This is a genomic window from Micromonospora sp. ALFpr18c, assembly GCF_008868155.1.
GTDB lineage: Bacteria > Actinomycetota > Actinomycetes > Mycobacteriales > Micromonosporaceae > Micromonospora.
Genome location: NZ_WBKR01000013.1, coordinates 40,965 through 60,124, shown reverse-complemented (window position 1 = coordinate 60,124; position 19,160 = coordinate 40,965). Strand labels below are relative to the sequence as shown.

14 protein-coding genes are annotated in these 19,160 nt (G+C 71.6%); 9 read left to right on the top strand and 5 right to left on the bottom strand.

What is annotated here, in order from left to right:
- Positions 1–357 precede the first annotated feature (357 nt).
- Positions 358–813, top strand: a complete 456-nt coding sequence (locus F8271_RS04895; RefSeq protein WP_278123054.1) for a Fur family transcriptional regulator — start codon at positions 358–360, stop codon at positions 811–813.
- A complete protein-coding gene (gene katG, locus F8271_RS04890) occupies positions 810–3,086 on the top strand; it encodes a catalase/peroxidase HPI (protein WP_151488442.1) in 2,277 nt (758 codons plus the stop codon). Before F8271_RS04895 ends, katG begins: the two co-directional genes overlap by 4 nt.
- Before the next feature lie 49 nt (positions 3,087–3,135).
- Here katG and F8271_RS04885 read toward each other — a convergent pair whose 3' ends face one another.
- The 5 genes from F8271_RS04885 to F8271_RS04865 form a co-directional block, all read right to left on the bottom strand.
- Positions 3,136–4,491 (bottom strand): cation:proton antiporter, encoded by a 1,356-nt coding sequence (locus tag F8271_RS04885; protein WP_151488441.1) that lies wholly within the window; start codon positions 4,489–4,491, stop codon positions 3,136–3,138.
- A 106-nt stretch (positions 4,492–4,597) separates the two neighbouring features.
- Complete coding sequence (locus tag F8271_RS04880; RefSeq protein ID WP_151488440.1) at positions 4,598–5,107, bottom strand: helix-turn-helix domain-containing protein; 510 nt, start codon at positions 5,105–5,107, stop codon at positions 4,598–4,600.
- A 52-nt stretch (positions 5,108–5,159) separates the two neighbouring features.
- Positions 5,160–6,608, bottom strand: coding sequence for an MFS transporter (locus F8271_RS04875; RefSeq protein ID WP_192580143.1), 1,449 nt, complete (start codon positions 6,606–6,608; stop codon positions 5,160–5,162).
- 642 nt (positions 6,609–7,250) lie between these two features.
- Positions 7,251–7,910: a helix-turn-helix transcriptional regulator gene (locus F8271_RS04870; protein ID WP_225854167.1), complete on the bottom strand. Its 660-nt coding sequence runs from the start codon at positions 7,908–7,910 to the stop codon at positions 7,251–7,253.
- Between the two features lie 539 nt (positions 7,911–8,449).
- Positions 8,450–9,265: a TIGR03084 family metal-binding protein gene (locus F8271_RS04865; protein WP_151488437.1), complete on the bottom strand. Its 816-nt coding sequence runs from the start codon at positions 9,263–9,265 to the stop codon at positions 8,450–8,452.
- Positions 9,266–9,723: 458 nt separating this feature from the next.
- Here F8271_RS04865 and F8271_RS04860 point away from each other — a divergent pair, with 458 nt between their 5' ends.
- The 7 genes from F8271_RS04860 (at position 9,724) to F8271_RS04830 (ending at position 19,155) form a co-directional block, all read left to right on the top strand.
- The gene (locus tag F8271_RS04860) at positions 9,724–10,674 is read left to right on the top strand and encodes a DUF1702 family protein (RefSeq protein ID WP_151488436.1); all 951 of its coding nucleotides are present in this window, start codon (positions 9,724–9,726) and stop codon (positions 10,672–10,674) included.
- A gap of 30 nt (positions 10,675–10,704) precedes the next feature.
- Positions 10,705–12,237, top strand: a complete 1,533-nt coding sequence (locus F8271_RS04855; protein ID WP_192580142.1) for a polyketide synthase dehydratase domain-containing protein — start codon at positions 10,705–10,707, stop codon at positions 12,235–12,237.
- A gap of 294 nt (positions 12,238–12,531) precedes the next feature.
- A complete protein-coding gene (locus F8271_RS04850; protein ID WP_151488434.1) occupies positions 12,532–13,062 on the top strand; it encodes a DUF5987 family protein in 531 nt (176 codons plus the stop codon).
- Positions 13,059–14,714: an FAD-dependent oxidoreductase gene (locus tag F8271_RS04845; protein WP_151488433.1), complete on the top strand. Its 1,656-nt coding sequence runs from the start codon at positions 13,059–13,061 to the stop codon at positions 14,712–14,714. Before F8271_RS04850 ends, F8271_RS04845 begins: the two co-directional genes overlap by 4 nt.
- Positions 14,711–15,772: a carboxymuconolactone decarboxylase family protein gene (locus F8271_RS04840; RefSeq protein WP_151488432.1), complete on the top strand. Its 1,062-nt coding sequence runs from the start codon at positions 14,711–14,713 to the stop codon at positions 15,770–15,772. The genes F8271_RS04845 and F8271_RS04840 overlap by 4 nt, the downstream gene beginning before the upstream one ends.
- Before the next feature lie 70 nt (positions 15,773–15,842).
- Positions 15,843–16,829, top strand: coding sequence for a DUF1702 family protein (locus F8271_RS04835; protein WP_151488431.1), 987 nt, complete (start codon positions 15,843–15,845; stop codon positions 16,827–16,829).
- Positions 16,830–17,205: 376 nt separating this feature from the next.
- Positions 17,206–19,155 carry a CRTAC1 family protein gene (locus F8271_RS04830; protein WP_151488430.1) on the top strand — a complete coding sequence of 650 codons (1,950 nt, stop codon included), beginning with the start codon at positions 17,206–17,208 and terminating at the stop codon, positions 19,153–19,155.
- Positions 19,156–19,160 lie beyond the last annotated feature (5 nt).

The following is a 19,160-nucleotide window of genomic DNA, read 5'->3' as shown; positions in this document are numbered from 1 at the left end:
TGGCACCGACCGAAACCCACCCACCACGACACCCACTGGCGCAACTGGCGACGCCGCCACCAAGCCCGAGCACGCTGGTTCCACCAACGCACCCGACTCAACCGAGACTATGCCCTGGCCAACTAGCAAATGGCGGCTGCCGTACTAGCAAATGGCGGCTGCCGTACTAAGCCATCAGGTGTTGCGAGGACCCCCAGAAACCGCCCGCTTGGCGCTGGTCGGGGCCTCGTCTCGTGAGTCGTGCGGCCGCGACCCGGGCCCGGATCGTGCCCCGCCCGGAAGTGACCGAGCCGACACGTCGCCGCCAGTTCGCACCAAACTTGAATTGTTCCAGAAGACTGGGATATGTTCGTCCGCGTGACGTCCGACTTCGAGGCGCAGCTGCGGGCGGCCTCGTTGCGCGTGACCCGGCCCCGGTTGGCGGTGCTCGCGGCGCTGCGCGACCACCCGCACGTCGACACCGACACGATGATCGCACTGGTACGCGCGGGCCATCCCACGGTCTCCCACCAGGCGGTGTACGACGTGCTGCGCGCGCTCACCGACGCCGGTCTGGTGCGTCGAATCCAGCCCGCCGGCGCGACCGCCCGCTACGAGTCGCGGGTCGCGGACAACCACCACCATGTCGTGTGCCGCTCCTGCGGCACGATCGCCGACGTCGACTGCGCCGTCGGCCACGCTCCCTGTCTCACCGCCTCGGGCGACCACGGTTTCGTGGTCGACGAGGCGGAGGTCGTCTACTGGGGCACCTGTCCCGACTGCGCGACCGACCGCACGCCCCAGAGATCCGCAAGCTCGGAAGGAAGCACATGAGTGACACCCAGGACAACCGCCCCATCAGTGCGCAGGGCATCGACGAGAAGGCCGCGGCCGGCTGCCCGGTCGCGCACGACTCGGTGACCGCGCGCGGCAGCGAGAGCGAGAACCCGGCGATCGACTCGCCGGCCCCGAAGGCCGGCGGCCGTCCGCGCAGCAACCGGGACTGGTGGCCCAACCAGCTCGACCTCTCGGTGCTGCACGCCCACTCGTCCAAGGGCAACCCCCTGGGAGCGGACTTCAGCTACGCCAAGGAGTTCGCCAAGCTCGACGTCGAGGCCCTCAAGCGGGACATCGTCGACGTGCTCACCACCTCGCAGGACTGGTGGCCGGCGGACTTCGGCAACTACGGCGGCCTGATGATCCGGATGAGCTGGCACGCCGCCGGCACGTACCGCATCGAGGACGGTCGGGGCGGGGCCGGCGAGGGTGGTCAGCGTTTCGCTCCGCTGAACAGCTGGCCGGACAACGCCAACCTCGACAAGGCCCGCCGGCTGCTCTGGCCGGTCAAGCAGAAGTACGGCCAGAAGATCTCCTGGGCTGACCTGCTCGTGCTCGCCGGCAACGTCGCCCTGGAGTCGATGGGGTTCAAGACCTTCGGCTTCGGCTTCGGCCGTGAGGACGTCTGGGAGCCCGAGGAGATCTTCTGGGGCCCGGAGGACACCTGGCTCGGTGACGAGCGGTACGCCTCCGAGAAGGAGATGGCGGCCGGTGTCGGCGCGACCGAGATGGGTCTCATCTACGTCAACCCGGAGGGCCCCCGCGGTAACGCGGACCCGGCCGCCGCGGCCCACTTCATCCGCGAGACCTTCCGCCGGATGGCGATGAACGACGAGGAGACCGTCGCTCTCATCGCCGGTGGCCACACCTTCGGCAAGACCCACGGCGCCAGCGCCGCCGACAGCCACGTGGGCGCGGAGCCCGAGGGTGCCCCGCTGGAGGCGCAGGGCCTGGGTTGGCTGAGCACCTACGGCAGCGGCAAGGGCGGTGACACGATCACCAGTGGGCTCGAGGTGACGTGGACCGACGTGCCGACGCAGTGGAGCAACCGCTACTTCGAGATCCTGTTCGGCTACGAGTGGGAGCTGACCACGAGCCCCGGTGGCGCGAAGCAGTGGGTCGCCAAGGACGCCGAGGCGATCATCCCGGACGCCCACGACCCGTCGAAGAAGCACAAGCCGACGATGCTCACGACCGACCTGTCGCTGCGCGTCGACCCGGCGTACGAGAAGATCTCGCGCCGCTTCCTGGAGAACCCCGACCAGTTCGCGTTGGCCTTCGCCAAGGCGTGGTACAAGCTGCTGCACCGCGACATGGGCCCGGTCAGCCGTTTCCTGGGTCCGTGGGTCGCCGAGCCGCAGCTCTGGCAGGACCCGGTGCCGGCCGCCAGTGGTGACCTCGTGGGTGACGCCGACATCGCCGCACTCAAGGCGAAGGTCCTCGAGTCCGGTCTCACGACCGCCCAGCTGGTCTCCACCGCCTGGGCGTCGGCCGCGAGCTTCCGGCACACCGACAAGCGTGGTGGCGCCAACGGTGCGCGGATCCGTCTCGAGCCGCAGCGCAGCTGGGAGGTCAACCAGCCCGAGCAGCTGTCGACCGTCCTGACCACCCTCGAGGGCATCCAGCAGGAGTTCAACTCCGCCGGTGGGGCGAGCATCTCGCTCGCCGACCTGATCGTGCTGGCCGGTTCGGCCGCCGTCGAGAAGGCGGCGCGCGACGCCGGCGTCGAGGTGACCGTGCCGTTCCGGCCGGGCCGCACCGACGCCACCCAGGAGCAGACCGACGCCGAGTCCTTCCGGGTCCTCGAGCCGCGCGCCGACGGTTTCCGCAACTACCTGCGCGAGGGCGAGAAGACCCAGCCGGAGGTGCTGCTCATCGACCGCGCCTACATGCTGAACCTGACCGCACCCGAGATGACCGTCCTCATCGGCGGCCTGCGGTCCCTCGGCGCCAACTCCGGCGGCGTGCAGCACGGTGTCCTCACCGACCGGCCGGGTGTGCTCACCAACGACTTCTTCGCCAACCTGCTCTCGCCGGGCACCCGGTGGAGCGCGTCGAAGTCCGACGAGCACGTGTACGAGATCCGTGACCTGTCCACCGACGAGGTGAAGTGGACCGCCACGGCGGTCGACCTCATCTTCGGCTCCAACTCGCAGCTGCGGGCCCTGGCAGAGGTCTACGCCAGCCAGGACGCGCGCGACAAGTTCGTGACCGACTTCGTCCAGGCCTGGACGAAGGTCATGGAACTGGACCGGTTCGACCTCAACTGATCCGCTGTGCCCGACGAGCCCCGGTCGACCGACCGGGGCTCGTCGGGCCTCAGGGGTCGGGGGTCGCCGTCGGTGTCACCGCCGTCGCCGGGCTGCGGCCCTGCCACGTGTCGTGTTCGAGCCGGCGCAGCCGTTCCGTCTCGCCCTCGGCCATCCGGTTCGTGGCGTACCGCAGCAGTGGCGGTGTCATCAGCGAGGTGACGATCGCGACCAGCACCACGACGGTGTACATGGCCGTGTTCAGTACGCCCAGGCGCAGACCGGTCAGCGCGACGATCACCTGGATGACGCCGCGGGCGTTCATGCCGGCGCCGAGGGCCATCGCCGACCACCGGTCGAGCCGGCCGAGCCACGCGCCGACGAAGGCGCCGGTGAACTTGCCGACGATCGCCACCGCCAGCACGGCGAGCCCGGTGAGCGTCACGGCCGGCTCCGCCAGCGCGGTGAGGTCCATCCGCAGGCCGGCGGTGGCCAGGAAGATCGGGGCGAGGACCGACAGCACGATCGCCCGCAAGGGCGCGAGGAGCACCTGGGCCGAGCGGGTGGTGGCGATGAGGACCCCCGCGACCAGCGCGCCGAAGAGCGCCTCCATGCGTAGCGAATGCGTGATCACCGCGCCGACCAGCACGATGACGACCGCGGCGGCCACCGCCGGTCCGGGCTCGCCCGACCGCGCCACGCGCTTCATCACGCGGCGGACCAGGAACCGCCCCACCGTGGCGGCGAACGCCACGAACCCCAGCAGGTATGCGACGGAGAGACTGACGGCGCCGACGGTCAGGCCGACGGTCGCGGCGGTGGCGACCAGCGAGAGCAGGAGCCAGCCGGCCACGTCGTCGATGACACTGACGGCGAGGGTGAGCTGACCGATGTCCCGGTGCAGCAGACGCATGTCCGAGAGGGTCTTGGCGATGACCGGCACCGCGGAGACGCAGATCGCCACCCCGATGAGGAGTGCGAACGTCCACCGCTGCGCGGCGGGTGTCGCCGAGACCGAGGCCGGGATCAGCAGGCCCAGGCCGATGCCCAGAGCGAGCGGGATCAGCAGCCCGCACGCGCTGACGGCGGTGGCCGCCCGGCGGTGACGGCGCAGCACCGTCACGTCGACGTGGGTGCCGGTGATGCCGACGAGCAGCAGGAGGCCGAGTTGGGCGACCGCGTCCAGCAGATGCATCTGTCCCGGGTCGTCGGGCAGCAGCCATCCGGTGATCCCCGGCGTGAGGTGCCCGAGCAGCGACGGGCCGAGGATGACCCCGGTGAGCAGTTCGCCGACCACGGCGGGCATGCCGAGCCGTTCGGCGAGCCCGCCGAGCAGACGCGCGAGGAGCAGCAGGACAGTGAGGGCGCTGAGGAAGACCAGGAGCTGATGGTGGGCCATCGGTGCCGGGGCGGCGGACAGGACCACGGGACGACCTCCTTGCCGGATGCGTCCCCTTATTCTCTGGTCGGTGCGAGCGCGAGGCGTCTCCCGGCGTGCCCTTCCCGTCGGGCCGATGGTCGTGCCGGGACGGTCAGGACGTGACCGATTGGACCGTCGACCGACTGTCCATCATGGAGCCCTGCTCCGGCACCGGAGAGGACGACGTGGTCGGACGGGTGGCCACCTCGTCCACCGGGACCGGCCCGCCGCACGAGGTGCACATCACCACCAGCTCGACCGGGTGCTCGCAGGTGGTGTGGACGCTGGCCCGTTCCGGTTGGCCGGCACCGGTGCTGTGTTTGTCACCCCACCGCATCAACGCCATCAGCACCGGCGCCAGGTCCCGTCCGCGCGCGGTGAGCCGGTACTCGTGTCGCAGGGGGCGGTACTTGTAGGGGACCCGCTCGAAGATGCCGGCCTCGACCAGGGTGTTCAGGCGTTGGGCGAGGACGTTGCGGGCCATCCCGAGGTCGCTGAGGAACGAGTCGAAGCGGCAGTCACCCACCAGCGCGTTGCGGACGATGAGGAGCGTCCAGCGCTCGCCGACGACCTCGAGAGCGCGTGCGATCGAGCAGTCCTGTCCGTACCCACGTCGAGACACAGCGTCATCCTAGTGCCCGTACGACCGGGCAACCCCGAGAAAATTGCGCACCTCACGGGTCGAATCGACGTATCGGCAGGTGGTTGCCGCCACGCCGGAGCAGCACGAGCGCCGCGAGAAGCCCGATCACGGCGAGGCCGGCGGCGACCGCGAACGCGGTCTGCAGGCCGGCGGCGACCTGTCCGGGCGCCGCGGGCGCGCCGGGTGCCGCCTGGTGTGCGACGAGGGCGGCCGAGACGATGGCGAGCCCGATGGCTCCACCCATGCTGAACGAGGCGTCGGTGAGGCCCGTCGTGGCGGACGAGTCGGCGTCGGTGGCCCCGAGGGTGACGGCGATCTGCGCGGCCACGAAGGCGGCTCCCGCGCCCACCCCGATGACCGGCAGCACACTGACGATGTACCCGGCGGCCAGCGGGCCACGCACCATGGTCAGCGCGAGCAGGCCGGCGCCGACCAGCGCCATGCCGGCCATGGCGACCGTCCGCAGCCCGTGCCGCAGCACCACGGCCTGGCCGGCGTACGAGCCGATCACCGATGGCAGGGTCAGCGCGACCATCAGGACGCCGAAGCCGGTGGCGGAGAGCCCCAGCGACTCCTGACCGTAGAGGGTGATCAGCAGGAGCACGCCGTCGACGATCGTGCCGGCGGTGAACAGCACGATGAGCCCGGCGAGTCGGGTCCGGGAGCGCAGCAGCCCGGGGCGGACCAGGGGACGGGCGGCACGGGACTCGACCGCCAGGAAGAGCAGCAACAGCACGACGGCGCCGGCCAACCGCAGCAGGGCGTTGACGGCCGAGCCCTCGGTGGCGAACGCCCCGACGATCGTCCACCCGAACAGGACCAGGGCGCCGACCAGGCTCGCCGCGCCGGCCACGTCCAGCGGACGGCCGGGAAGGGCGCACCGGTCGGCGGGCAGGACCGGCGCGAGCAGTGCGGCGGCGATGCCCACCGGCACGTTCAGCAGGAACACCCAGCGCCAGCCGGGACCGTCGGTGAGGATGCCGCCCAGCAGCAGCCCCGCCGTGCCGCCGAAGGCGCCGATCAGGGTCCACAGGCCGAGCGCGCGGGACCGGGCCGGGCCGTTGCCGAGGGACAACGCGAGCAGCGGCAGCGCGGTCGTCGCGACCAGTGCCGCGCCGACCCCCTGCAGGGCCCGGGCCGCGATCAGCGCACCACCCGACCAGGCCACGGCCGACAGCAGCGAGGCGGCGGCCACCACAGCGAGGCCGGTGGTGAACAACCGGCGGCGCCCGAACAGGTCGGCCAGCCGGGTGCTGAGCAACAGCATGCCACCGAAGCTGAGCAGGAAGGCCGACATGAGCCACTGGACGGTCACCGTGGACAACCCGAGTCCACGTTGGATGCTCGGAATGGCGACGTAGACGATGGTGCTGTCCACCGCCACCATCAGGAACGAGGCACCGAGCGCGCCGAGGGCCAGCCGTTGGCGTTTGCCGAGTCGCGGTGCCATCGGCGCCGGTGCGCTGAAGTTGTCCACCATCCCAGCCCCTTGGTTTCCCGGTGGTGCGGGAGCTAGCCGCATCGACAGGCGTCAGGCGCGCCGCGGGCTGTCATCCGGCCCACGGCGGCCATGGGTGCGACAGACCGGAGGTGCGACGGCCCGGGTGTGCTGGGCGGGCCCCGGCTGTCGCTCATGCGACGTCATCGACAACCACTCAGTGCGGATTTGAAACTGACGTCGCGCAATGAAGATAGCAGCAGAGACTCGCTCGCACGACCCTTCGGAGCACAGTCGCGGGGCAGCGCCGCACATCCCGACAAGACCACGCCGCAGGGGTGGACGGCGCGGCTGTCCGACGTGCAGGTCGCCGCGGTCCGCGGCCCCCCGCCGGCCCTGGATCCGGTGCGGGGCGGGCCGCACCGGCGGGCCGACGACCGGCCGTCGCGGGGCGCGACACAGCGTCGATCGGGGGTACGGCCCCGAACCCTGACCCTGCTGTGGACCGGCTGGAGCGACGGCCACGCCGACGTGTGCCGCGGTGGCCCGACCTCGGGCCACGGTCCGGCGGTGTCGATGGCGGTCCCGGCCCTCCGCGCCGATCCGCCCCCCGTCCCGTCCGTGTGGGCGTCGTGTGACGCGGCGCTGGGCGGGACGTGGGCGCGGTGCTCGGAGGGGTACGGCTCAGTGGACGGGAAGGGCCAGCAGGATCGGCGGATCGAGGGGAGTCATCCGTCGCAGGTGGAGGTCCGCCTCCGTCGCGCCCGGACGCCGACAGATGGTGAGTGGGCCGGACGCGCCGATCAGCACGTCCTGGTCCTCGGGGTTGGCGCGCCAGTAGCTCGGGCCCTCCCGGAGGCTGGAGTACGCGAGGACGTACCACTGCCCGGGCGGTGGGTTCTCCAGCCGGTAGGGGCCGGGGCGTTCGAGGACGGTGCAGCTCGCCGGGCGCCCGAGTGGTACCGGGTCGCGGAAGAGCCCGATGAAGACGGTGCGATCGCCGTCCTGGTCGAACTCGGGCGCGTGCACCGTGCCCATGATCGTCGTGACCGGCGGCTGGGGGGCCGGCCGGCGGTCGACGGGAACCTGCGGCGTCACCCCACCCAGCCTGCGGAAGGTGCTCGGCGAGACGCCGACGCTGCTGCTGAACCGGGAGCTGAAGGTGCCCACACTGGCGTAACCGACCTCATGGGTGATCTCGGTGACGCTCAACGAGGTGGACAGCAGGAGCTGTTTGGCGCGGTGCAGCCGCATGACCATGAGGAAGCGTCCCGGAGAGATGCCGGTCGTTCGCTGGAAGATCCGGGTGAAGTGGAACTTGCTGAACATCGCGGTCCTGGCCATGCCGTCCACGGTGTGTTGTTCAGCGAGATCATCCCGGATAGCCTTGATGACGCGACCGACGGCTCTCTGGATACTGTCTTCCATCGCATCCCCCAATCCGATGGTTGGTACACGTGTGACGCAGGATTTGGTGCCGGTGGCCGGGCACCTCAGATGTGGCGCGTGGCGATACGCCGGTCCCGCTTGCGCCCCCGGTTCGTTCACCGGGCGGCAATTACTTGTTAAGCACCTAAGGGAATAGATGCAGAGCAATGGTTGGCGACGGTGCGCCCATGCTAGCGGCCGCTGGACCCGCAATCAACACACCCATTTTCCCGGGTGGAGATACGGTTTCCTGCAGACTGGTCAGGGCTGCCTAAAATGGACGCTTGCCCCGAATGTGAAGACATTAGCCGCTGTCGCCGGGCAATCTCTGGCTGTTCGATCCGGTTTGTCGGGTGCCCGCCGGCCGGTATGGCGGAAAGGTGCGGTCCGTCGCCCCGGCCGGCGGGCACAACGGTGCCGGACGGATATCCGACGCCGTCGTGCGTGCGATCTCGTCAACGGGACTGCGGTTGCGGACTCCGGCTGAACTGGCCCGGGGAGCGCCCGGTCCCGGCCGGCCCCCGGTACGCCTGGGCGATGTCCAGCCAGTGGTCGGCCTCGTCGCCGACCGCCGTCATGGTCAGGTCGTCCCGGTGCCGGCGCCGGGTCACGAGCAGGCAGAAGTCCTCGGCCGGGCCGGTGATCCGCTGCTCGGCGTCCTCCGGGCCGAACGCCCACACCGCGCCGGAAGGTGCGGTGATCTCGAAGCGGAACTCGACGTCCGGCGGCGTCAGCCCGCGCGCCAGATACCCGAAGTCCCAGGTCCGGACGGCGAAGCCGACCAGGTGACCGAGTCGGTCGGTGGGCGTCCGGCGCTCGCCCAGGGCGTCCGCGACGTCCTGACCGTGCCCGAAGACCTCCATCATCCCGGCCGCGGCAAGCACCGGTGCCGGCAGGGGGCGCACCAGCCACGGCACCGGCTGGCCGGCCGGCACCGCGGCGAGTGCCTTCTCGGCCGTGGCGCGCTCGGTGCGCCAGCGGGACAGCAGGACCGCAGGTGGCTCGACGACGAAGTCGGCCATGGCGGCCGCCACGTTGGCGTCGAAGTCGTCGCTGAGTCGGCTGACCACCTGCTGGAACGCGGCCGGCTGCGCGGCGGCCAGTCCGGCGAGCCGGAAGGTCGCGGCCAGGTGGGCGATCTGGTGCCGGATCGCCCAGCCGTGCGCCGGGGTCGGGGTGTCCCACTGCTCGGCGTCCAGCTTCGCCACGAGGGCGTCGAGGGCCTCGCTCTCCGCGGTGAGATCGGCGATCACGTCGGGTGCCTGGGTCACGTCGGTGCCCTCTTCCTGATAGTCGTCACGAACGAGTTGTCTGCTCGACCGTCTGATCCTTCACGGTGCACCGAATCCAATTTTGGATGAAGCTGCGCGGTACATTGGATTGGGAAACTGCGGTGACCGTTCCTTAAGGTCAATAAACTTCCGTGTAATACCTCGCCACTCCCGCTCAGGTAGTGATCTGTGTCGAATAGACTTTCCGAGTGTGCCTCAGTTGGCGACCGTAGTTCTTCTCTGTTCGTGCCGTCACTCGACCGGCCCTCGACCAGTAATTACGGTGGGTGTCGATCACGTTCGCAGGCGCCGGCGGGAAAATGGGCGTGATCATGTGATCACGCAGAGCAACCGTGAAGTAGGCGATCACCTCGGGCTGCCCCTAGCCTCGGCTCATCCGGATCCACCGGGACAAGGACACGGACGCCACGGGCGTCCGTCTTCCATGGGGAGAGCCGATGGCAGGCCTGTGGCGCACCCTCCGTGCACGACTGATGACGCCGGACATCGTCGAGACGACGATGAGCCGGCGGGGATTCCACGTCAAGGACGAACCCACCCGCCGCAGGCTGGAGTCGGTGGGCGCCAGCTTCCTCACCGGCTTCCGCGCGGCCGTCGAGGCCCGCGAGGACGCCGACATCAACCGCCTGGACCTGATCGAGCGGCAGTTCCGCGGGTTCGCCTACGAGGGCGCCGCCATGGGGTACGCCATCCTGGACGGTGTCGCGCCGGGCGGCGGCCGCACCGGCCGTTTCCTGACCGGCGCCGGAGCGCCGCACGTCTACATGGCGTACGTCGGGATCGGCTGGGCGTACGCCAAGCTGCCCAGGTGGCGCTGGCGGGCCGTCGTCGCGCCGGACCCGCTGCTGCGCTGGCTGGTGCTCGACGGACTCGGCTTCTACCGCGCCTACTTCGAGACCGACCGTTTCGTGCGCCGTCAGCAGGTCGCGCCGGTGGCGTGGCCACCGGACGTGCCCGGCGACTACGCGCGGCGCGCCATCGATCAGGGCATCGGGCGGGCCAGCTGGTTCGTCGCCGGCGCCGACCCCGACGTCGCCGCCGACCTGATCGGCCGCTTCGACGAGTCCCGCCACGGCGACCTGTGGAGCGGCATGGGCCTGGCCGCCACCTACGCCGGCGGCGCCGACTCCGACGACCTCAAGAAGCTGTACGTCCACGCCGCCCAGTACCGCCCGCAGCTCGCCCAGGGCTCCGCCTTCGCCGCGCAGGCGCGGCTGCGAGCCGGCCTGGTCACCGATCACACGCCCCTGGCCACCGAGATCTTCTGCGGTTGCACCCCGCAGGAGGCGGCCGCGATCACCGACGCCGAGCGCGACACCCTCGGGCCGGACGGGCCCGAGCCCGCGTACGAGGTCTGGCGTCAGCGGATCCAGGCCCACTTCGCCTGACCGCACAACCACATCGGGAGGGTGGACACCGTGGAGCGGATCACGACGGGGCCCCGCACGCTGCCCGGCGGTGCCCCCGCCGCGCGCTTCACCGCCTCGGTGCTCGTCCACGAACCGGGTCGGCTGCTGGTCACGACGACGACCCTGGGCCCGGGGGAGGACCCGTACCTCGACGACCCCGGGGGTGACGCGGCGCCGGTGTTCCCGCCCGCGTGCGCCCTCGAGGCCGTCGCGCAGGGATGGGCGGCGCTGACCGGGCACGACGGGCCTCCGGTGATCGAGGCGGTCGAGTTCGGTCAGCCGCTCGTGGTGCCCCGCGACCGCGTCGTCGAGCTGCGGCTGACCGCGGTGGCCGGCGCGCACCCCAGCACGGCGACGGTAACGCTGCGCAGCGCGTACCTCGGAGACGAGGTGGAGCGCGTCCGCGCCCGGTTGCGGCACCGCGGCGCCGGCGGGGTGCGTGACCGGATGCCGGTCGTGTGGCACCCGGCGGCCACGGTGCCCGTCCCGACCGCGCTGCCGGTGCCTCCCGCGCGGCACCCCGAACAGCCACCGCTGGCGATCAACACGGCCCGCGAGGTGTACGACACGCTGGTCCGCCGCGACCGGAGGCTGCACCGCCTGCTGCGGTACCGCGAGATCACCACGTCCGGCTGCGTCGCCGAACTCGCCGGGGCCAGCGCGATGTGGTGGTTCGGAGCCGCCCCGCCGGAACCACTGATCCTCGGCGACCCCGGCCTGCGCGACGCGCTGCTGCACGCCGTGCAGGCCTGGGCACCCGACGCGGTGCTGCAACCGCTGGGGGTGGACCGGATCTGGCTCGCCGGCGCCGGCCCGTACGAGCAGGTGACGCTGTACGCCCTCCGCCGGGAGCGCGACGGCGACGTGCACCGGTTCGACCTGGAAGCGGTGGCCGGTGGGCGGGTCGTCGAGCGCTGGACCGGGCTGCGGCTGCGGCTGGTGCCCGCAGGTCGCCCGCCCGGCCCGTGGCCGGCGCAGGTGTTCGGGCCGTACCTGCACCGCAGACTCCGCGAACTGGCCGGCTTCGACGCCGCCGCGGTGCTCGAGCCGGGCCTGCGCCGTGAACGGCGCCGCGAGCACACCGCGCTGGCCGTGTCCCGACTGCTCGGCGCCCGCACGACCGTGCGCTACCGCCCCGACGGGCGGCCCGAGCTGGGCGGCGGCCGGTGCGTGTCGGCGGCGCACGGCGGGGCGTACACAATGGCGGTCGTCTCGGGCACGCCGGTCGGCTGCGACCTCGAACCCGTCGCGCGACGCGAACACGCCGAGTGGCGGCGGCTGCTCGGTGGGCACCTCGCCCTGGCCGACCTGATAGCCGCCGAGACCGGGGAGCCGCTGTCCACGGCGGCGACCCGGGTCTGGTCGGCACTGGAGTCGCTGCACAAGGTCGGTGTCACGGCGGTCACCCCGCTCACCTACGCCCGGCACACCCCGGACCGGTGGGTGTTGCTCACCGCCGGCCGGTGGCGGGTCGCCACCTGCGTGGTGGCGCTGCGCGGCGCGCCGGCGGAACTGTCCGTCGCGGTGGCGTCGGCCGGCTGATCCTCGCCCCCGGTGGCCGCGCGGTGCGCGGCGGCCCCGTCGCGTCCCGAGCCGGTCGCCCGCCACGTCCTCTCGCTTGCGTTCTTTGTGGACGCGGACAGCAAACCGCGAGATGTGTCCGTGCCGGTGCCCGGCCACCATTGGATTGCGTCACGACGGAGGAATGTCGCGGACGGTTTCCGGCGACCCGGACATTGCGCGGCCACAGCCGTGCAACGCGTTTTCTGTCAATTCGAGAGATCGTCGGAGGTGATGCCCGTGCCCAGGGAAATCGAAACAGAGCAGGCGCGGACGATGTCGCTGGAAGCGTATGCCGACACGATTCTGCCCGGCGAGCGGCGCTGGCCGGGAGACCGGGCCGTCGCCGGTGTCTCACGCGGCGGCGGCGCCGTCGCCTCCGGCGCGCTGGAGGTCCTCCGCTCCGCCGAGGGTGGCATGGCCCCGGCGTTGGACATGCTGGCCGACGGCCTCAACGAGCACGCCCGCGCCTACGCCGCCGAGAGCGGTATCGAGCTGGACGCCGACGTCCCGCCGTTCGTCTCGCTGCACTACCCGGACCGGGTGCTGCTGGTGCAGCGGCTGACCGACCGTGCGAACCCGGAGTGCGACGCGTGGATCAGCCTCGCCATGTTCTGCACCATCGCCTTCGACGCGGGGTCGCACACCAGCACCGTCGAGGCGCTCGCCGCCGGACACGTCGGCCTGACCACGATGGGCTTCCGAGCGCCGGACAGCGACGGGCTGTGGCGGTTCGACACCTACAGCTACGGCCGGCAGCTGGCCCGACCGCACCCCGACACGACCCCCTCCGGGAGCCCTTCATGACGAGTTCCGAGAGCACCGACGTCCTCGTGATCGGCAGCGGCTTCGGCGGCGCGATCACCGCGTACCACCTCGCCGCGGGCGGCGCGCGGGTCGTCGTGCTGGAGCGCGGGCCGTGGCTGACCGGCGAGGACTTCCAGCACGACTTCAAGTTCGGCTCGTCGTCGACCCGGATCTTCGACTTCGTCATCGGCGACGGGATGAGCGTGCTCAGCGGCAACTGCGTCGGCGGTGGCAGCGTGGTCTACTTCGCCGCGATGCCCCGCGCGCCCCGGTTCGTCTTCGACCGCAAGGGACGCTTCAACCGGCGGATGTGGCCGGCGGCGGTGTCCCGGGACACGCTCGAACCGTGGTACGACCGGGTGGCCGAGGCGCTGCCCGTCACCCAGACCGCCTGGGACACCGTGCCGTTCTCCGGCGGGCTGTTCGGTGCGGCCTGCGACCACGCCGGACGGACCGCGAACGCGGTGCCGGCGGCGGTCGACACGTCCCGATGCACGAACTGCAACTGGATGATGTCCGGCTGCCGGTTCGACGCCAAGCGGTCGCTGTTGCTCAACTACCTGCCGGCCGCGCTGGCACACGGCGCGCAGATCCGTCCGCTGCACGAGGTGCAGCACCTGTCCCGTACCGACGACGGCGGCTACCGGGTGCACTACACGGTGCTCGACGACGTCGACTACCGGGTCGAGGTGGGCGGCGGCACGATCGACGCGAAGATCGTCGTACTGGCCGCCGGTGCCGGCGCCACCCCGGTCATCCTCCAGCGCTCGGAACCGACCCTCGGCGCCATGCCGCACGCCGTCGGCCGGTACTTCTCCGGCAACGGCGAACGGCTCAACACCGCGATCTTCGACGAGGACCGCATCCGTGACGTGCTCGGCCTGAGCCGGCCCGACGGCGTGCCGTACGAGGCGTACCAGATCGGCAAGGGCCCCTGTGTGGCCACCTGGGACCGGCTCGACGGATCCCTGCCCGAGTACGAGCGGTACTCGCTGGAGCAGCTCTACTTCCCGCCGGGGTTCGGCACGATCCTCACCCAGGTGCCCGACGCCGTCGGCCCGAGCTGGTTCGGCGTCGAGAAGAAGGAGCTGCTGCGGCGCTGGCAGTCGTGGCTGACCATCTTCACGATGAGCGAGGACGACAACGAGGGTGTCTTCGGTCCGCCGCCGTCCAGCGGCAACTCGATGCGACTGTCGCAGCAGATGCTGGGCCGGGGTTCGTTGCGCTACGAGCCGACCGAGAACACCCTGCGCGGGTGGGCGCTGTCCGACGCCGAGGTGCGCGACATCCTGGAGCGTGACGGCCTGGCGCGGGTGATGCCGTGGACCAACGACGTGGTCGGTGCGTACACCGTGCACCCGCTGGCCTCCTGCCGGATCGGCGACGACCCGGCGACCTCGGCCCTCGACGACCGGCACGAGTTGCGGGACCATCCCGGCATCTTCGTCACCGACGGCTCCGCCGTGCCGGGCGGACTGACGGTGAACCCGGCGATGACGATCGCGGCGCTGGCCGAGCGGGCCGTGCCGGGCATCGTCGAGGCCGCCCGCGCGCGTGGCGTGGACGTCCGCTACGGCGCGCCCGCGCCGGACGGGGCCACCAGCAGCCGCGACGCCGTGCTGCCGCTGGTGAGCGGAGCGCGGCGGCGGTGACCGGTCTGTACGCACGGGTCGCCCGGCGGCCCTCGCGGGGGCACGTGCGGCGGGTCACCCCGGTGCGGGTCGAGCGGGCCGACGGCCTGGTGGCCGCCGTCTACCAGCAGGTGGAGCGCGACTTCGGCATGCTCGCGCCGCCGGTCAGCCTGCACTCGCCCGCGCCGCAGGTGCTGGCCGCATGCTGGGTGACGCTGCGCGAGACGCTGGTCGCCGCCGGGCGGTTGGACCGCGCCACCCGGGAGACGGTGGCGGCCGCGGTCTCGGCGGCCAACTCCTGCCCGTACTGCGTGGAGGTGCACTCGGCGACGCTCGCCGGCCTGGTCCGGCCGGCGAGCGACGCGCCCGCCGACACCCGGTTGGCGCGGGTCGCCGACTGGGCCCGGGCCGCGACGGACCGGACGTCGGCCCGGCACGCCGTGCCCCCGGTCGCCCGCGACGAGGCCGTCGAACTTCTCGGCGTCGCACTGGTCTTCCAGTACCTCAACCGGATGGTGAACATCTTCCTCGAACCCTCGCCGATTCCCGCCGGCGTGCCCGAGCCGATCCGTGGCGGCGTACGCCGGACCTTCGGTCGGTTGATGGCCCGAGGGGCGCGGGGCGACCGGCCGGCGGGCGCCGCGCTGGAGCTGCTGCCGTCCGCGCCGCCCGCGCCGGACCTCGCCTGGGCCGCCGGCAACCCGATCCTGGCCGACGCGCTCGCCCGTGGCGCCGCGGCCGTCGACGCCGCCGGGCGCCGCTCGGTGCCGGAGTCGGTACGGGACCTGGTCGCCTCCCGGCTCGACGCCTGGGATGGCCGCCCGACGGGGCTCAGCCGGGCCTGGGTCGGCGACGCGGTGGGTGACCTGCCCGCCGCCGACCGCCCCGCCGGCCGGCTGGCGCTGCTCACCGCGTTCGCGGCCTACCAGGTCGACGACGAGGTGGTGGCCGCCGTGCGTGCCGGCGGGGCGGACGATCGTGCCCTGATCGAGTTGACGGCCTGGGCCAGCATGGCGGCGGCACGCCGGGCGGCGGCCTGGGTGCCGCTCGATCCGGTCGTGCCACCGCGCCCGTCGTGACCCGTGCCCGCCGTCGGCAGCCCGCCGGCGGCGGGCGTCCGTCCTGTCCGTCGCTGTCCGGGAGGAAAACATGTCCACCGTTCTGGGCTCGTTGCGCAGGCTCGCGCTGGCACCGGCGTTGAGTGAGGTCAGCTTCGCCCGCCGAGGCTTCCCCGGGCCGGCGTCGCCCGCCACCGCGCGGCTGGAGGCGATTCCCCGGGCCGTCGTGTGCGGCTTCGAGTGGGGCATCGACGCCCGCGACCTCACCGAGGTGCGCGACCGGGTCGAGCTGGTCGACGACGGCATGCGTGGCTTCGCGTACGAGGGCGTCACGATGGCCTTCACCGTGCTGGACGCGATGGGCGCCGGTCGCCGACGACGCACCCGTGAGCTGCTGCTCGGCCCGGGTGCGCCACACCTCTTCCTGGCCTACATCGGGATCGGCTTCGCGATGGCGCGGCTGCCCCGACCGTTGTGGCGCAAGGTGGTGCCCGACCTGGAGCCGGGCCCGTTCCATCCGACGATGACCTGGTTGGCGGTGGACGGCTACGGCTTCGACCTGGCCTACTTCGACGTCGGCACGTGGGTCGACCAGCAGCGGGTGCCCGCGCCGTACGCCTGGCAGGGGAGGCCGGACTACTTCGGCCGTGCGGTGGACCAGGGGATCGGCCGGGCACTGTGGTTCATCCACGGCGCCCGGGTGGAGGACGTGGACGCCGCCGTGCGTCGCTTCGCCCCGCAACGGCAGGCGGACCTGTTCAGCGGTGTCGGTTTGGCCGCCACCTTCGCCGGTGGGTGCGGTGCGGACGACCTCGCGGCCCTGCGCCGCCGAGCCGGCCGGCACGCGCCGGAGCTGGCGCTGGGCAGTGTGTTCGCCATGCGGGCTCGGGTGCACGCGGGCTTCGTGCCCCCGCACTCGGCGGTGGCCGCCGCCGCGCTGACCGACCTGTCCGTGTCGGCTGCCGTCGCGCTGGCCGACGGCACCGCTCCGGGGGCCGACTCCGGGGGGCCGGTCCCGCCGTACGAGATTTGGCGCACGAACATCCGTCGGCATTTCGACAGGGCTGTTGTGGAGTAATTCCACATAGTCGTCGCGGTGATCTGGCGAGTCTTTATCGAAAACTGAGTCCCGTCCCTGGGACGCATTATCTAGATGTGTCATCAATTCGATGTACGACAATGCTCAGCAATTTTCGAGTAGCCCGGGTTCGGGCGTCCTGTGAGGATCTGCTGACACGTCCCCCGCAGGGCGGGCGGCAGCACCGAACCTCGTCCGGGTCGTCCCGGCCGCCGGACCGGTCGCCTGTCGACCGCCTCCGGTCGGGGCCGGGCCGGCCGGCGACACCGCAGGTGCCGGGCGCGGCCCGCGATCCGACCGGCCCGGGCCGGTACGCCACCGCGACGCGCGGTGGGTCGCTCCGACGAGTCCGTCACAAACGGGAGGTCTTGAGTTCATGTCAGCGACGTTTGGCTTGCTGCGCCGGCAGCTCGCCGGGTTCATCGGCCTCGCACTCGTGGTCGGGATGTTCTTCGCCGTCCGGTTGCCCAGCGCCTCCGCGGCGGAGCGGACAGGGCTGGCGTCCCGGTACGCGTTCGAGCCCATGGGAATCGCCCTGCCCTCCGGGGCTGTCCAGCAGTCCGTCCGGAAGGTCAACAAGGCCTACACCAACATCGACGCCTGGATCTCCTCCGTAGGTGCCGGCATCGCCATGAACGACCTGGACGGCGACGGCCTGGCCAACGACCTCTGCGTCACCGATCCCCGCACCGACCAGAGCATCGTCACGCCGACACCGGGCAGGGGTGAGCAGCGGTACCAGCCGTTCGCGCTGGACCCCACGCCACTGCCGATCAGTCGGATCACCGCGCCGATGGGCTGCGCACCGGGTGACTTCAACGAGGACGGCCGGATGGACCTGCTGGTCTACTACTGGGGCCGTACGCCGATCCTCTTCCTCGCCCGGGGCGGGGCCCTCGCCCTCGGCAACACCGCCTTCCGTGCCGTCGAGTTGGTGCCCGGCGTCGGTGCCGGCGAGTACAGCGGACCACTGTGGAACACCAACGCGGTCGCGGTCGACGACTTCGACGGGGACGGCCACGTCGACATCTACATCGGCAACTACTTCCCGCACAGCCCGGTCCTCGACGACACGGTCGACGGCGGGGTGGAGATGAACGACTCGATGTCCAACGGCATCAACGGTGGCGAGGACTACGTCTTCCGGTGGACCGGCGGCGCCGCCGGCGCCGAGCCGACCGCCACCTTCCAGCGGGTCAACAACGTGATCCCCCGGGACGTCTCCAAGGGCTGGGCCCTCGGCGCGTCGGCCGCCGACATCGACGGCGACCTGCTGCCCGAGCTGTACCTGGCCCACGACTTCGGCCCGGACCGGCTGCTCTACAACCGCTCCACCCCCGGCAACATCGAGTTCGTCCTGGTCGACGGGGTTCGCGGCCCGACCGTCCCGAAGTCCAAGGTGCTCGGCAAGGACTCCTTCAAGGGGATGGGCGCCGACTTCGGTGACATCGACGGCGACGGGCTGTACGACCTGTTCGTCAGCAACATCACCACCCCGTTCGGCATCCACGAGAGCAACTACGCGTTCATCAACGCCGCGAAGAACCAGGGTGAGGTCAAGACCAGTTTCAGCGGCGGTGACGCTCCGTTCGACGACCGCAGCGCGGATCTGGGCCTGGCCTGGTCGGGCTGGGGTTGGGACGTCAAGATGGCCGACTTCGACAACGGCGGCCGGCTCGCCATCGCCCAGGCCACCGGCTTCGTCCGGGGTGAGGTCAACCGTTGGCCCCAGCTCCAGGAGCTGGCCACCACCAACGACACCCTGGTCCACAACCCGGCCTGGTGGCCGAACGTGCGCGCCGGCGACGACGTTGGCGGCAACCAGCGGCTGCACCTGTTCGTCCGGGGTGAGGACGGCCGGTACGTCAACATCGCGCCCGAGATCGGGCTGGACATCCCCGTACCCACCCGGGGGCTGGCCACCGGCGACTCCGACGGTGACGGCCGGCTCGACCTCGCCGTCGCCCGACAGTGGGCGGAGCCGATCTTCTACCGCAACACCAGTCCGACCGCGGGGGCCTTCCTCGGCCTGCGTCTGACCCACCAGTCCGCCGACCCGGCCGGCCGCGGCTCGCCCGCCGTCGGCGCCCAGGTCGCCGTCACCACGCCCGACGGCCGCACGCTGGTCTCCAAGGTGGACGGTGGCGGCGGGCACTCCGGCAAGCGCAGCAACGAGGTGCACATCGGGCTGGGCGCCAACGTCACCGGCCCGGTGAAGGTCAGCCTCTGTTGGCGCGACCGCACCGGACAGATTCGCAAGCAGGACCTTCAGCTGACCCCGGGTTGGCACGACGTGCAGCTCGGCTCGCAGGCCAACGAGAGGTAACGGAC

What these genes read in the sequence shown, in the direction of transcription:
- katG (WP_151488442.1), top strand. Translation starts at nt 810, where the DNA reads ATGAGTGACACCCAGGACAACCGCCCCATCAGTGCGCAGGGCATCGAC.
- F8271_RS04875 (WP_192580143.1), bottom strand. Translation starts at nt 6,608, where the DNA reads ATGGTGGACAACTTCAGCGCACCGGCGCCGATGGCACCGCGACTCGGC.
- F8271_RS04870 (WP_225854167.1), bottom strand. Translation starts at nt 7,910, where the DNA reads ATGGCCAGGACCGCGATGTTCAGCAAGTTCCACTTCACCCGGATCTTC.
- F8271_RS04860 (WP_151488436.1), top strand. Translation starts at nt 9,724, where the DNA reads ATGGCAGGCCTGTGGCGCACCCTCCGTGCACGACTGATGACGCCGGAC.
- F8271_RS04850 (WP_151488434.1), top strand. Translation starts at nt 12,532, where the DNA reads ATGTCGCTGGAAGCGTATGCCGACACGATTCTGCCCGGCGAGCGGCGC.
- F8271_RS04845 (WP_151488433.1), top strand. Translation starts at nt 13,059, where the DNA reads ATGACGAGTTCCGAGAGCACCGACGTCCTCGTGATCGGCAGCGGCTTC.
- F8271_RS04835 (WP_151488431.1), top strand. Translation starts at nt 15,843, where the DNA reads ATGTCCACCGTTCTGGGCTCGTTGCGCAGGCTCGCGCTGGCACCGGCG.
- F8271_RS04830 (WP_151488430.1), top strand. Translation starts at nt 17,206, where the DNA reads ATGTCAGCGACGTTTGGCTTGCTGCGCCGGCAGCTCGCCGGGTTCATC.